9 protein-coding genes are annotated in these 13,050 nt (G+C 66.8%); 5 read left to right on the plus strand and 4 right to left on the minus strand.

Annotation, left to right across the window (positions count from 1 at the left end; genetic code table 11):
* Window positions 1-78 precede the first annotated feature (78 nt).
* The 4 genes from ABT24_RS10655 to ABT24_RS10670 all read left to right on the plus strand — a co-directional run bounded on the left by ABT24_RS10655 (window position 79) and on the right by ABT24_RS10670 (window position 5,359).
* A complete protein-coding gene (locus ABT24_RS10655; RefSeq protein ID WP_276730213.1) occupies window positions 79-1,572 on the plus strand; it encodes an FAD-linked oxidase C-terminal domain-containing protein in 1,494 nt (497 codons plus the stop codon).
* 51 nt (window positions 1,573-1,623) lie between these two features.
* Window positions 1,624-2,748: a glycolate oxidase subunit GlcE gene (gene glcE / locus ABT24_RS10660; protein ID WP_276730210.1), complete on the plus strand. Its 1,125-nt coding sequence runs from the start codon at window positions 1,624-1,626 to the stop codon at window positions 2,746-2,748.
* A gap of 5 nt (window positions 2,749-2,753) precedes the next feature.
* Window positions 2,754-3,986, plus strand: a complete 1,233-nt coding sequence (gene glcF / locus ABT24_RS10665; protein ID WP_013122355.1) for a glycolate oxidase subunit GlcF — start codon at window positions 2,754-2,756, stop codon at window positions 3,984-3,986.
* 236 nt (window positions 3,987-4,222) lie between these two features.
* Window positions 4,223-5,359, plus strand: a complete 1,137-nt coding sequence (locus tag ABT24_RS10670) for an ABC transporter substrate-binding protein (RefSeq protein ID WP_013122354.1) — start codon at window positions 4,223-4,225, stop codon at window positions 5,357-5,359.
* Here ABT24_RS10670 and ABT24_RS10675 read toward each other — a convergent pair.
* Window positions 5,331-6,269 carry a DMT family transporter gene (locus ABT24_RS10675; protein ID WP_276730206.1) on the minus strand — a complete coding sequence of 313 codons (939 nt, stop codon included), beginning with the start codon at window positions 6,267-6,269 and terminating at the stop codon, window positions 5,331-5,333. The two genes, ABT24_RS10670 and ABT24_RS10675, sit on opposite strands and share 29 nt — an antisense overlap.
* A gap of 198 nt (window positions 6,270-6,467) precedes the next feature.
* Here ABT24_RS10675 and ABT24_RS10680 point away from each other — a divergent pair, with 198 nt between their 5' ends.
* Window positions 6,468-9,827, plus strand: coding sequence for an EAL domain-containing protein (locus ABT24_RS10680; protein ID WP_276730204.1), 3,360 nt, complete (start codon window positions 6,468-6,470; stop codon window positions 9,825-9,827).
* A gap of 26 nt (window positions 9,828-9,853) precedes the next feature.
* On the opposite strand, the gene ABT24_RS10685 is transcribed toward ABT24_RS10680, so the two are convergent.
* The 3 genes from ABT24_RS10685 to lplT form a co-directional block, all read right to left on the minus strand.
* On the minus strand, window positions 9,854-10,657 hold the full coding sequence (locus ABT24_RS10685; protein ID WP_276730201.1) for a TlpA family protein disulfide reductase: 804 nt from the start codon (window positions 10,655-10,657) through the stop codon (window positions 9,854-9,856).
* Window positions 10,658-10,715: 58 nt separating this feature from the next.
* The gene (locus tag ABT24_RS10690; RefSeq protein ID WP_276730198.1) at window positions 10,716-11,531 is read right to left on the minus strand and encodes a mechanosensitive ion channel family protein; all 816 of its coding nucleotides are present in this window, start codon (window positions 11,529-11,531) and stop codon (window positions 10,716-10,718) included.
* A gap of 77 nt (window positions 11,532-11,608) precedes the next feature.
* Complete coding sequence (gene lplT / locus ABT24_RS10695) at window positions 11,609-12,937, minus strand: lysophospholipid transporter LplT (RefSeq protein ID WP_276730195.1); 1,329 nt, start codon at window positions 12,935-12,937, stop codon at window positions 11,609-11,611.
* Window positions 12,938-13,050 lie beyond the last annotated feature (113 nt).

Genomic DNA, 13,050 nt, shown 5'->3' on the forward strand with positions numbered 1-13,050 from the left:
GTTACTCCTGCCCCGCTGCAGCGCAGCAAACGGGATAATCTGCCAGTAAAACCAATATATTTTCCCGGAAGACTCGCTATGAATGCCCCCCTCCAACCTGACTTGGCCGCGCGCGCGGCGCGGCAGGCCGAAGTGGTCGCCGCGCTTGGTGCGGTGGCGCCGCCGCACATCCTGCTCTGGCAGCCGGAGGAGGTCACGCCCTACGAGTGCGACGGCCTTTCGGCCTATCGGCGCAAACCGCTGGTCGTCGTGCTGCCGGAAACCGAGGCACAGGTGGCGGCGGTGCTCAAGGCCTGCCACAAGCTGAACGTGCCGGTGGTGGCGCGCGGCGCGGGCACGGGACTGTCGGGGGGGGCGCTACCCAATGAAGACGGGGTGCTGCTGGCGCTGGCGCGGTTCAACCGCATCAAGCGCATCGACCCCATAGCCCGCACCGCCACGGTGGAATGCGGGGTGCGCAACCTGGCGATTTCGGAGGCTGCAGCGCCGCACGGCCTGTTCTACGCGCCCGACCCGAGCAGCCAGATCGCCTGCACCATCGGCGGCAACATCGCCGAAAACTCGGGCGGCGTACATTGCCTCAAATACGGCCTCACCGTGCACAACGTGCTGCAGGTGCGCGGTTATACGGTGGAAGGCGAGCCGCTGACCCTCGGCGGGCTGGCCTGCGACTGTCCCGGCCCCGATCTGCTGGCCGCCGTGATCGGCAGCGAAGGCATGCTCATGGTCGTCACCGAAGTGACGGTGAAGCTGCTGCCCAAACCCGTTCTGGCGCGCTGCATCATGGCCAGCTTCGACGACCTGCGCAAGGCGGGCGACGCGGTGGCGGCCATCATCGCCGCGGGCATCATTCCGGCCGGGCTGGAAATGATGGATCAGCCCATGACGGTGGCCGCAGAGGCCTTCGTGCACGCGGGCTACGACCTGGAAGCCAAGGCCATTTTGCTGTGCGAGAGCGACGGCACGCCAGAAGAGGTCGAAGAAGAAATCGGCCGCATGACCGAAGTGCTGTCGCGTTGCGGCGCAACCAAGCTCAAGTGCAGCGAAAGCGAGGCCGAGCGTCTGCGCTTCTGGAGCGGGCGCAAAAACGCCTTTCCCGCCACCGGCCGCATCTCGCCCGACTATTACTGCATGGACGGCACCATTCCGCGCAAGCGCGTGGCCGACATGCTCGAAGCCATTCAGGGCATGGAGAGCAAGTACGGGCTGCGCTGCGTCAACGTGTTCCATGCGGGCGACGGCAATCTGCACCCGCTCATCCTGTTCGATGCCAACCAGCCCGGCGAGCTGCACCGCGCCGAAGAATTTGGCGCCGAGATTCTGGAGACCAGCGTGGCCATGGGCGGCACGGTCACTGGCGAGCACGGCGTGGGTTTCGAGAAGATCAACGCCATGTGCGTGCAGTTCAGCCCTGAAGAGCGCGAGCAGTTTTTCGCCTTCCGCCGCGCCTTCGATCCCGGCGAAACGCTCAATCCCGGCAAGCAGATTCCCACCCACGCCCGCTGCGCCGAGTACGGCAAGATGCATGTGCGCGGCGGCCTGCTGCCGTTTCCCAACCTTCCCCGGTTTTAACCGCGTCGCATTCCGATCTTGGCTGCGACCCCGCGCCGCAGCGTCCCGTACATGCAAGCAGACGATCTGATTCCTCTTTGGCAAGACCTGGTGCGAGAAGCCGCCTCGCGCGGCGAACGCATTCGCATTCACGGCGGCGGCAGCAAAGCGCCGTGGTGGGCCGCCGCGCAGCACAGCGGGGTGGATGCCGCCGAACACACGCTCGACGCCACGCAGCTGTCGGGCATCACCCATTTCGAGCCGACCGAGCTGGTCATCACCGCACGCGCGGGCACGCCGCTGGCCGAGATTGAAGCGGCGCTGGCCGAGCATCACCAGTTCCTGCCCTTCGAGCCGCCGCACTTCGCCCGCATCGGCCGCGCCACGCTGGGCGGCATGGTGGCCAGCGCCCTGAGCGGCCCGGCGCGCATCAGCGTCGGCGGGGTGCGCGACTATGTGCTCGGCGCCACGCTGCTCAGCGGCAAGGGCGAGGTACTGCGCTTCGGCGGCGAGGTGATGAAAAACGTCGCCGGGTTCGATGTCTCTCGCCTGCTGTGCGGCTCGCTCGGCTCGCTCGGGGTCATTCTCGACGTGTCGCTCAAAATCATGCCCGTGGCCCCGGCGCAAACCACCCTGCGCTTCTCCATGACGCAGGACGAAGCCATCACACGCTGTAACACCTGGGCCGCGCAACCCCTGCCGCTCAACGCCAGCGCCTGGCTGCCCGACCGCAGCGCGGGCACCGGCAAAGGCGTGCTCACCCTGCGACTGCGCGGCGCGCAGGCGGCCGTGCAGGCCGCGCAGACCCGTCTGGGCGGCGAACGCATGGCCGAGACCGAAGCCGCCGCTTTCTGGACCGGGCTGCGCGAGCAGACCCTGCCCTGGTTCGCCCCCACCTGGCCGGGCGATTCGCAGGCCGCGTTGTGGCGACTGTCGCTGCCCTCCACCGCACCCGCGCTCGATCTTTCCGGCACGCAGTTGGTGGAATGGTTCGGCGGCCTGCGCTGGCTTATCAGCGCCGCGCCGGCGTCCATCATTCATGAAGCGGCCCGGCAGACCGGTGGCCATGCCACGCGCTTTCGCGGCGGCGACGCCAGTGCGCCCGTGTTCGACACCGCGCAGGCCACGCTGCTGCGCATTCAGCGCAACGTCAAGGCCGCCTTCGATCCGCACGGCGTGTTCCCCACTCTTTTCTGATCCCGATGGAAACCCATCTCAGCCCCGAATTCGCCAGCACGCCCGAAGGCCAGCAGGCCGAAGCCATTCTGCGCAACTGCGTGCACTGCGGTTTTTGCACCGCCACCTGCCCCACCTATCAACTGCTGGGCGATGAGCTCGACGGCCCGCGCGGCCGCATCTACCAGATCAAACAGGTGCTCGAAGGCGAGGCGCCCACCCGCACCACCCAGCTGCACCTCGACCGCTGCCTGACCTGCCGCAACTGCGAGACCACCTGCCCGTCCGGGGTGGAATACGGCCGTCTGGTGGACATCGGCCGCGCCGTGGTCGATGCCAAGGTGGAACGTCCCGCCGGAGAAAAACTCGCCCGCTGGGCGCTGCGCGAAGGCATGACCTCCAGCCTGTTCGCCCCGGCCATCAAGCTCGGCCAGGCGCTGCGCCCGCTGGTGCCCGCCGCGCTGCGCGACAAGGTGCCCCCCCGGCAGCGCGCAGGCAAACGCCCACAGCGCGACCACGCCCGCAAAGTGCTGATGCTGGGCGGCTGCGTGCAGCCCACGCTCATGCCCAATATCGGCGCGGCCACCGCCCGTGTGCTCGATGCCGTTGGCGTGCAGCCGCTGCTGGCCGACGGCGCCGGTTGCTGCGGCGCCATTCGCCAACATCTCTCCGACCACGGCGGCGCGCTGGCCGACATGAAACGCAATGTCGATGCCTGGTGGCCGCTGGTGGAAAGCGGCGCGGTCGAAGCCATCGTCATGGACGCCTCGGGCTGCGGCGCCATGGTCAAGGAATATGGCCACCATCTGCTGCACGACCCCGCCTATGCCGAACGCGCCCAGCGCATCAGCGCGCTGTGCCAGGACATCAGCGAGTACCTGCCGCAGTTCGCCGCATCACTCAAAACCTTGCTGAAAAACAAGCCGGTCGACCATCTCGCCTACCACCCACCCTGCACCTTGCAGCATGCGCAGCAGGTGCGCGGCGGGGCCGAGGCCCTGCTGCGCGAGCTGGGCTTCGAGGTCAAGCTGCCGCTGGAAAGCCATCTGTGCTGCGGCTCGGCAGGCACCTACTCGGTGCTGCAGCCCGAGCTGTCGAAAGAGCTGCGCAACCGCAAGCTGCAGCATCTGGCCGAAACCGCGCCGCAGCGCATTGTCAGCAGCAATATCGGCTGCATCCAGCATCTGCAGTCCGGCACCACCATTCTGGTGCAGCACTGGGTGGAACTGCTCGACGAAGCGCTGCACGGCAAACCCTGAACGCTGTTGGATTTCCGCCTCTGAGCGCAGCGGATGCGGTTGTCAGCCTCGGCCGGGTTGTGGACAATGCAAAAAATTTACAAAAACCGGGGTCGGGGGCCCTGCTCGCTTCATGCGCGGATGCTGGCTTGTTCCGCGACCCGGTCGTCCCCTCCCCTGATGTCCCTTACGCTCGCAGCGCAGGCCGGTTGGCTGAACTGCAGAATCCTTGCCGACGCATTTTTTCCGAGACCACGATGAAATTTTTTGCCACCCTGTTTGCTGGCCTGAGTCTGATGGCGGCCACGTCCGCATTTGCGGCCACGCCGGGCGTGACTGACACGCAAATCGTCATCGGCCAGTCGGCCCCGCTCACCGGACCGGCGGCGCAGCTCGGCATCCGCCTGCGCATGGGCATCGAGGCGTATTTCAAGCAGGTCAATGCCGACGGCGGCGTAGCCGGGCGCAGCCTCAAGCTGGTCAGCCTCGATGACGGCTACGAACCGGCCCGCGCCGTGGCCAATACCAAGACCTTCATCAACGGCGGTGATGTGTTCGCCCTGCTGGGCTATGTCGGCACGCCCACCACCTTGGCGGCCAAACCCCTGATCGATCAGGCCGGGATTCCCCTCATCGGCCCGTTCACCGGCGCGATGGGGCTGCGCTCCCCCGTCGATCCCTACATTTTCAACATCCGCGCTAGCTACAACGACGAAACCCGCAAGATCGTCGATCAGTTCCTGTTCCTCGGCCTGAAAAAAATCGCCGTGTTCTACCAGGACGACGCCTACGGCATGGCCGGACTGACGGGCGTGCAAAAAGCCCTGGCCGCGCACAATCTCAAGCCCGTGGCCACCGGCACGGTCAAACGCAATACGGTGGATGTGGCCGGGGCGCTGGCCTCCATCCTGCCTTCCAAGCCCGACCTCATCGTGGAAGTCGGCACCTACACCGAAGTAGCGGCATTCAATCAGCAGGCCATTGCCAAGGGCTACGGCGGCCAGTTCGCCAATGTGAGCTTCGTCGGCTCTGAAGCGCTGGCCAAAGCGCTCGGCCCCGAGGGCAACGGCGTGATCATCACCCAGGTCGTGCCCTTCCCCTTCTCTACCGTCACCCCGCTGGTGCGCGAGTACCAGGCCGCGATGAACAGCGCCGGGCATAAGGGCGATTACGACTTCACCAGCCTGGAAGGCTATATCGACGCCAAGGTGCTGGTGCAGGCCCTGCGCAAAGCCGGCAAGACGCTCACCCGCGCCAGCCTGATGGACGCCCTCAACAGCATGGGCAACGAGAACCTCGGCGGCTTCACCGTGCACTTCTCGCCCGACAACCACTCCGGCTCCGACTACGTGGACACCACCAGCATCACGGCCAGCGGCGGCTTCCGCCACTGACCTCCAGCACCGTATCGGCCTCGGCCTGCTTTCGCGCAGGCCAGGCGGCCAACAAGATCGCCAGCAGAATCAGGCAGCCGCCCCACAGCGCCTGCGCGCTTAAGCGCTCCACGCCGAGCAACACGGCGCTGCCGCTGGCGAACACGATTTCCACCGTCATCACCACTGCCGTCAGCGCAGACGGCAGCCGCTCTGCGCCATACTGCAGCCCCAGATTCGCCGCCAGAAAAGCCAGCGCCATCAACACCACGCCCATCAGCCACCCCGGCGCCGGTGCAGGCATGGGCGCAACGGCGCCGCTGGCGGTCAGCAGGGCCGCGACGCCGCCCGCCACGATCACCCCGCCGGCGAACATCGCCAGGCCGCGCGCCTCGGGCGGCGTGTGCGCATACTTGCGCAGCAGCACATTGTTGAGCGCGAAAAACATGCCGCCGATCACACCCAGCCAGTCTGCCGGATGTTGCGGCAGCGGCAGACCGCCCCCTTGCGGCCACAACACCACCATCGCCCCGGCCAGGGCCAGCATCAGGCGCAGGCCGACCAGCCTTGTGAGTTTTTCGTTCAGTAGCCAGCGCGCCAGCAGTGTGGCCCAGACCGGCATGAGATAGAACAGCAGCACCACCCGCACCACGTCGCCCTCGGTCACACCCCAGTTGAACGCCGCGTTCGTCGCTCCCGAGGCGATGAGAATGCCCCACAGCGGCGGATGCCGCCAAAGCGCCCGCAGCGCCGACGGCCGCGCCGCCACGATGATGAGCGTGCTCACCGCGTACATCGCCGCGGTGGCCCACAGCGGATTGAGGCCCAGACCATTGAAATGGCGGAACGGCCACCACGACACGCCCCAGACGAAGGCATTGAGCATCAGACCGCCGATGGCGGCCAAGGTGATTGCAGAGGGGGTCGGCATAGAAAAAACGTCAGGCCGCAGGGTGCGGATCAAAGCTGCGCAAGATAGCGGGTTTGCACGCGGGCGTCGCCGAGTCTCACTTTGGCTGGGCGTTTTCGAGAAAAAATTCACGCCCGTGGCGCGGCGCGGCATCGTAAAGTCGCGTTTTACTGGGCGCTGGCGAAAGACTGCCGCCCGATCTCCATTGCATCCTTCATCATGCCCGACCAGAACGCGTCCCTCGGACTGCTCGAATTGCCCAGCGAAATCCTGCGGGGGCTGGCGGCCGGGCGCCCGGTAACCGAGCTGGCGGCGCTGCTGTGCCGCATGGCCGAGCAGGCGGTGCCGGGACGTCTCGCCAGCCTCCTGCGGCTGGGGCCGGACGGCGATCTGCACCCGCTGGCGCTGCCCAGCGGCCCGCCTGAATTGTTGAGCGCCTTCGACGGACTCACGCCCGGGCCGCATGCCGGTTCCTGCGGCAATGCGGTGCTGCACAACGCACCCACCTTCATTGCAGACATCCCCACGGATGATCGCTGGGACGACCTGCGCGCCGCAGCCGAGCAATGCAACCTGCGCTCCTGCTGGTCGTGGCCGGTGCGCGACGGCGCCCAGGTGATCGGCAGTTTTGCCCTGACCAGCACCGTACCCGGCCTGCCCGATGCGGCGCAAACCCAGCTGCTCGAATTCGTCGCCTCCATGGCCGGCGCGCTGCTGCGCATGGACGCGCTGCAGCGCGAGCGCGAGACCGAGGCGCGGCTGCGCCAGGCCATGCTCGACAACGCGCTGGTGGGCATCGCGCTGGTGGGAGAGCGCGTCATCCGCAGTGGCAATGCGCGCATGGTCGAGATGTTCGGCTACCCCGATCTGCAGTCTGTGCAGGGGGTGCAGGCACGCGAAATCTATGCCGACGACGCCGAGTTCGAGGCTATCGGCGCCGATATCTACGCGGCCATGGCGCGCGGCGAGTCGGTCACGCGCGAGGTGCACATGCGGCGGCGCGACGGCAGCCTGTTCTGGTGCGAACTCACCGGCCAGGCCGTCACGGGCCAGCCGGGAGTCGATTCGGTCTGGGTCGGGCAAGACATCAGCGAACGCCGCGCCGCGCAGGAACGCCTGCGCTGGCAGGCGCGGCACGACGCCCTCACCAGCCTGCCCAACCGCTACGCCCTCGACGAATGGCTGCCGCAGCGGCTGCAAGCTGCGCAGGCGCAAGGCGCCACCGTGGCGCTGGGTCTGCTCGACCTGGACGACTTCAAGGCGATCAACGACGACTGGGGCCACGCCGTCGGCGACGAGGTGCTGGTGCAGGTCGCCCGCCAGCTCGGCGCCCGGCTCGAACCCGACGACCTGCTCGCGCGCATCGGCGGCGATGAGTTCGTGCTCGTGCTCCACAGCGCAGGCGGGGCTCAGGCCATCGCCCGCCGCATCGAGGCGCTGGGCGCCTTGCTGCCGCTGAGTGTGCCGCTGCCCGGCGGTAAAACCCACCCCCTGCGGCTCAGCATGGGTCTGGCGCTGTTCCCGCAGGACGGCACTGATCCCGACACCCTGCTGCGCCACGCCGACGTCGCGCTGCACACCGTCAAGCTGCACAAGCACACGCGTCGCCATTGGTGGCTGCACTGGGGGCAGGAGATCGAAGCCGACTTTCTCGGCGACGGCCCCGAGCACTGGGTGCCGCAGCCCTATGGAGCGCAAGCGCAGGAGCTGTTGCGCATCGCCGCCCCGTCTTTCGTCGCCGCGGCAACGGAATTCATCGCACAGTTTTACAGCCTGCTCGAACACGACGCCGAATCGCGCCAACTCCTCAGCCACCTCACCCCAGAGGAATTCGATCATCTCAAGGCGCGGCAGGCCGATCATTTCCGGCTGCTGCTCAGCCCGGATCTGCTGGAAGACACGCATGTGCGCGAAGCCACGCGCGTCGGCCAGATCCACGCCCTGGTGGGCGTGCCCACGCGGCTGCTGGTGCAGTCTGCGGGGCTTTATCTGCAGGCGCTGATCGATCGCAGTCAGGGCTTGAGCGCCCGTCCGCGCGACCGTCGGCGCATCGTCCAGTTGTTCACCGCGCGGCTGCAAACCGAGCTGCAGACCGAGGTGGAAGCGGCGCAGACGATCCGCGAGCAGTTCCAGCAAAGCGTCATCGCGCTGGAACACGCGCTGCAGGACGGCACCGCGTGGAGCGAATTCATGCAAATGGCGCTCGACCGCCTGGCCGCCCTGCCCGGGGTCAAAGCGGCCGCTTTGGGCGCGCCCGATGCCAACGGCGAGTTCGTCGTCGAGCTGTCTTCCGGGCTCGAAACCTACGCCCGCGCCATGAAGAAGCACTACGGCGGCATCAAAGTGCCCAAGCTGCAAGGTGCGCACGCCGAGAGCCTCGGCCCCACGGCCACGGCCTGGCAGACCGAAAAAATCAGCACCCTGGCGAGCTACGCGCACGACACCCCCGGCGCCCCCTGGCGCGAGGCGGCGGGCGACGCCGGCATTCGCAGCGCCGCCTCGGTTCCACTGACCGACCGCAATGGCCGCGTGGTCGTCATCCTCAGCCTGTACGGCGGCTACCCGGCCATGTTCGAGCGCGGCGCGGCGCGCAGCTTTCTCGACAACCTCGGGCAGACGCTCAGCCGCGCCTGGCAGCGCCTGCACGCTCACGGCCGCCAGCAGCCCGTGCCCGTGGTGCTGCGCCAGCGCTGGCGCAGCAGTCTGTTCGATCATGGGCTGGAGATGCATCTGCAACCCTTGGTCGATCTGCAGACCGGCAAGCCTTACGGCGTCGAAGCCCTCGCCCGCCTGCGCATGGACGACGGCAGCCTCGTCATGCCGGGGCAGTTTCTGCCGTGGTTCGGCCAGGCCGAACTCTCTCGCCTGTTTCGCGGCGGGCTGGCGCAGGCGCTGGCGCACATCGCCCGCTGGGATGCCGAGGGTCTGCGCCTGAGCCTGGGGCTGAACCTGCCGCTGGACGTGCTGCTGCAGCAAGACTGTCGCCGCCGCGTCGAATCGGCGCTGCGCGAGGCCGGTGTCGCGCCCGACCGCTTGTCGCTCGAAATGCTGGAAAACGCCGAATTCGACAATCCGCAGCGCCGCGACGATGCGGTGCGCGACCTCGCCGCCACCGGCGTGCGGCTGGTGATGGACGATCTGGGCAGTGGCTACTCCAGCCTGCTGCGCCTGCGCACCCTGCCGTTTCATACTGTCAAAATCGATCAGGGCCTGGTGCGCGAAGCCGGACGCGACCCCGAGCAGGCCATCGGCTTCATCGGCGCGCTGGTGCAGCTGGCGCAAAGCCTGGGCCTGTGGGTGGTCGTCGAAGGGCTGGAAACGCCCGACCTGGTCGAGGCCGCCACCCTGCTGGGCGCCGATGCCGGCCAAGGCTACGCGCTGGCGCGGCCCATGCCCGCTGCCGATGTGGCCGACTGGGTACGCAACTTCCGCTGCCCGGTCGATCCGCGCCAGCCCGCCACGCCGCTGGGCCGTCTGGCGCAAGACTGGATGGCGCAGCACGGCCGCCTGCTTGCCGACGCCTCGGCCCGCCGCCTGCTGCACGCCGCGCGGCGCAAAGCGCTGAACACCGGCGCCTGACGTACCGGGATTGCGCCCACTCGCCGTTACTTGCGCAGCGCGGCGATGCCCTGCTGCAACGTCGCCGTCGACAACTCGCCAATGTGCACCCTCTGCACCGTGCCATCGGCGCGGATGAACAAGGTGGTGGGCAGCCCGGGAGACTGATAGAGCGAAAGCAGCCGGTTGCCCGGATCGAGCAGCACCCCCGGATCGGTGAGCCTCTCGCGCTGCAAATACGCCGCCACGCGCGGCGCCGCCTCGCCTTCGTTGACCAGCACGATGCGCGCCCCGGTCTGCTGCTGCGCGGCCTGGATCAGCAGCGGCAATTCGCGGCGGCAAGGCGGGCACCAGGTGGCCCAGAGATTGACCACCAGCGGCTGGCCACGCAGGCTGGCCAGCGCCACCGGGCGACCCTGCAGCGTTTGCAGGGTGAGATCAGGCAGCGGCGGGCGCGCCGGTTGCAACAGGGTGAGCGCTCCCATGCCCGCCAGCACAACGGTGGCTCCGGCGCTGGCGCTCAGCGGCAGGCTCATTCGCAAGGCCGGGCGCCGCCAGGCCCAGAACGCCACACCGGCTGCCGCCGCGGCCCAGCCCGCCCAGGGATCGAAGCCGCGATCGCGGATGTCGATCATCGCCAGCACGCTGGAATAGTCTGCGCTGTGCCGCGCCACGAACACGGCGCGCGCCACGACCAGCGCCCCAATCAGCAGCGGCAGCAGCGCGGGCTCGGCATTGCCGCGCCCCGCCTTCTGCGCCACGCCCGCCACCCACACCGCCACGGCATAACCGAGCACCAGCAACAGCGGCGCCCAGGGCAAGACGATGGGGCCAAGGCGCAAGGCGTCCATGCTCAACCCTGCCGACCGAGGCCGGGCACGAACATCGACGGCCAAGCGTTCCGCATCGTTACGCCGCCTTGCCCACCCAGACTTGCTTGGGCAGGGCGTAGGCGAAACCGGCCTGCGTCAGCGTTTCGCGGATGGTGCGGTTGGTGTCGAAATACACCTGCCAATAGTGGGCGTTGTTGCAGAAAGGAAAAACCGTGAGCACCGGCCCGACGCTGTTGAACTCCAGAATTTCAATCACCGGTGCCGGATCGGCCAGCACGTTCGGGATGGCCTGCACCTGTTTGCGCAGCAGCTCCATGGCGACGACATGATCGGCGTCGCTGGAAAGCTGGCATTTGAGTTCGACGCGGCGGTAGTCGTTGGTCGAATAGTTTTCGATGTTGTTGCCCAGAATCTTGCCATTGCCGACAAAGGTGAGCACGTTGTCGAGTGTGACGATGGAGGTGACGAACAGCCCGACCTCCTTCACCGTGCCGGTCACATCACCCGCCTTGACGAAATCGCCCACCTTGAAGGGCTTGAGCACCAGCAGAAAGGCGCCCGCCGCGAAGTTGCCCAGCAGGCCGCTCCACGCCGCGCCGATAGCGACGCCAGCGCCTGCCACCAAGGCCGCGAAGGTGGTGGTCTGCACCCCGAAATAGCCCAGAATGGCCACGACCAGCACGATGTTCAGCGCGATGTTCATGAAGCTGAGCATGTAGCGCGTGAGCATGGGGTCGAAATGCTGCCTGTCCAGCACGCCACGCAGCAGTTTGTCGGCAATGCGGATGAGCCATCGCCCCAGAATCCACAGCGCGATGGCCGCGAGAATTTTCATTCCCGCCTCGGTGGCGTATTGCAAAAGGAGGTTGCTGTAGTGCTGCACGTCATTCATGGTGGCGCTCCTGGAAAGGACATCGGGGATTAGACCGATTTTGCGACGGTTTGAAGACAGGGCGAAGCGGCAGAATGTTAAGAATGATGCTCGTCGTGACGCGGCTCGCCGATCAGCTGCGTCCAGTCGCGCTCCCGCTGGTTGCGCCGGTACCAGAGGATGACCAGAAACATGCTGACGCAGACAAAGGTGCCGAACAGCGCAATCACCCACGGCACCGGCAGGTTCAGGCGGATGAGCAGGGCGTAGAACAACAGCATGAGCAGCACGCTGACGTTCTCGTTGAAGTTCTGCACCGCGATCGAATGCCCCGCCGACAGCAGCACATAGCCCCGGTGCTGCAGCAGCGCGTTCATCGGCACCACAAAATACCCGGCCAGTGCGCCGATGAACACCATGAAGCCGTAGGCGAACAGCATGTAAAGCGGCAGTTGCACCACCCAGAAATGCAGCTGCACGTCGGGCAGCAGCTCGCGGTTGAAAAACGCCAGCGCCACGGTGGTCAGCCCCATGCCCACGCCCAGCGGCAGCACGCTCAGGCTCTTTTTCAGCGGCACGCGCACGGCAGCGCTAATAGCCCCAGCGGCCACGCCCAGCGCAACGGCCGCCTGCATCACAGACGCCATGGTGAGATCCAGCCCCAGTGCGTGTTCCGCCCACTTCAGCACGATGAACTGCAACGTCGCCCCCGCGCCCCAGAACAGGGTGGTGACCGCCAGCGAAATCTGCCCCAGCTTGTCGGTCCACAGCACCTTGGTGCAATGCGCAAAATCCACCAGCAGCGCCACCAGCCGGGTTTTCTGTTTTTCGTAACGCGCCCCGGTATCGGGAATGCGCAAATTGCATAAGGCCGCCAGCAGATACACCAGGGTGATGACCAGAATGGCCGCCTCGGGCGTGGTGTTGATACCAACCGCAGCCAGCCCGGGCAGCCCCAGCAAAAAACCCGACGCCGCCTGACTCACCAAAAACCCGCCCAGCACCGTGCCCAGAATGATGGAGCTGACCGTGGTGCCCTCGATCCAACCATTGGCCGCGACCAGTTGCTGCGGCGGCAGCAACTCGGTGAGGATGCCGTATTTGGCCGGCGAATAGGCCGCCGCGCCCAGGCCCACCACGCCGTAAGCCAGCAGCGGATGCACCGAAATCAGCATGAGCACCAGCCCGGCCACTTTCACCAGATTGGTGATGAACATCACCTTCCATTTCAGAATGGCATCGGCAAACGCCCCCACGAAGGGGGCGAGCACCACATAGGAGATGGTGAAAAAGAACTTGAGCAGCGGCGTCATCCAGTCGGGTGACTGCATCTGCACCAGCAGGGCGATGGCGGCGATAAGCAGCGCGTTGTCGGCCAGCGAAGAAAAAAACTGCGCCGCCATGATCCAGTAAAAGCCTTTTTTCATCGCGTGGCTGCCCGCGATGCTGCGGCAGGCTGTGTCGTATCGTTGGGTGAGAACAAGATCAGGGATTGCGATGAATGAGGCGGGCTGGCGCGTGCGGCATGGCTGGCGGCTTG

Origin of the sequence: Thiomonas sp. SCN 64-16 (assembly GCF_001725585.1) — a bacterium.
Taxonomy (GTDB): Bacteria; Pseudomonadota; Gammaproteobacteria; order Burkholderiales; family Burkholderiaceae_C; genus Thiomonas; species Thiomonas arsenitoxydans.